The organism is Paraburkholderia sediminicola, assembly GCF_046027355.1.
In the GTDB taxonomy this organism is placed as follows: Bacteria; Pseudomonadota; Gammaproteobacteria; order Burkholderiales; family Burkholderiaceae; genus Paraburkholderia; species Paraburkholderia sediminicola_B.
Window position 1 is genome coordinate 1 of the sequence record NZ_JAQQEK010000094.1, and the last position, 1,851, is coordinate 1,851.

Sequence of the window (1,851 nt, forward strand, 5' to 3'; positions counted from 1 at the left end):
CATTCGCCCGCACCGTCGCTGGGACATTCAGACGTCGTTTCCACCCAGGAAGCGGCCATTCAATTCAAGATGGTGAACGTTGCTGGATCGGTCATAGCTGACGTTGGAGCGGGCTCGGTTCTACGTCAGCTATGTGGCGGATTGCTGCCAATGGCGGTGTCGAGCAGTCGGACGGCAGCTTCTTCGATCAGTGCCCTCACACTCTCGACCCCATTTAGCATCTGTTTTATCGATCGTATCGGTCGTTCAGATAGCGAGTTGGCTTATCGCGACACAGCCACCCAGGTAAGTACCCTGATAGATATCGCACGACAGGCCCATTACGCACGGTTGACCGTCTCGGGTTTTGCCGTAACATTTCGGCCGCCCGGTTGGGCTCCATAGTCCCACATACTGTCGCCGTCCATCGGCATCACCCGCTGCGATGAATTTATTGGCTGCTGACTGGATGAGTGGCCAGCGACGTCTGACGGTTGCATTTCCTGAGAGTCGGCAGCGCCGGCCGCGGTTAGCAGGAATAGCACGATGGTTACACCCGAGGGTCGCACTTTCATTTCTTCACCTTTTCGTCATCAACGGGTTGCGTTAGCGACGCCGAACTTGCAGCCGGGGAAAGAATTCCCACAAACGCGCGGCCGAGACGTCGTTTTATGTGAGCGGTGCCGCGAAGGCTTAACTGACGCGAAGAAGAGTTGGCCTTGGCCCGCAGCAAAGTTGACGTCCTGCCAGTTGCAACTGGCGCGCAGCCATTTCGAACTCAAGCTTCGCGACCGCCCAAATGCTCGTTATGACGCCCATTCCGCTTGCTCTCGAAGCCGTCGCGCCTCTCGCGTGTCGAGGCACCTCCCCTATCAGGAGGCGCCACCTGAAAAAGTGACAGCGAACTCGGTAAGGCGGACCAAGGATTTCGTCCCCTTCGCGATACGGGCATCGGGTACTTTCCAGTCATGGTTCTCGCGCCGTCAGATCTTTGTTAGCTCCCTCCGAAAAAAACGTTGCATTGTGGATCTATCCGGCACGGTCTGGCATGTTTTGCACCGCTTTGTACCCGTGTGTCGGGCGTGCCGCCGTATGCTTCCATCCCCGCACTCGGGTCAGAGGCTTGTGTTGCGGCGTTTTCTTGCGGGGCGGGTTGAGAGGCTTGCGGTGTGCCTTGCGAATGCGCAACACCGGCCATGACAAACAGCACGACAGCGGATGCGACTATCAGTGGTGATTTCATGTGAATTCCTTTATCTGCGTTGAGTTATCCATTCATGCGATTCGTTATTCGCGTGCCCTGAGCTCGAATCCACGCGCATCGAGCGTGTCGCGCACGAGCCGCAATACAGATGGTGATCGATTGATAAGGTTTCGTGAGAGAGCTCGCTTGGAGTTAAAGCAATCGGCCTGTTTACTTCATGCCGACCTACAGCAGTCTTCGCACGAGCCAATGCCGGTTCAGCTCATCACGACGACCGACCGCTCCGGGTACACTCGACGAATGCCCCCTCAGCGTTGCTGTCATATTCATTCTTGGTCAGGCGAAACGCCGTCGCAACGCACATGTGTAGGTGGTGGACAGCAATCGTCGGCGAAAGATGTATGCACTGTCATCGTCCGATTCCGGTGACATGTCGGATACTCGCCTCCCGACGGCGCTCCTTCCTGAACTGTCCAGGTGCGCGGCGAGCGCACGTCACGTCGCTGATACATTTGTGGCTGATGGTAGGGATGGCGACCTGTTATTCTGTTTTTATCGCGCTTTGGCTACGCATGGGGGCGTTGGTGCATCCATGACCACGGGCGCCGCATTCGCTGGAATGTGCCGTCTTATTCCGCAAGTCAAGTTCGGTGGGACCTGTCGGGGCC

1 protein-coding gene is annotated in these 1,851 nt (G+C 57.0%); it reads left to right on the plus strand.

Going from position 1 to position 1,851, the window contains the following annotated elements:
• Positions 1-384: hypothetical protein (locus tag PQR42_RS45360; protein WP_408496065.1), on the plus strand; the 384-nt coding region annotated here is incomplete at its 5' end.
• Positions 385-1,851: the final 1,467 nt, after the last annotated feature.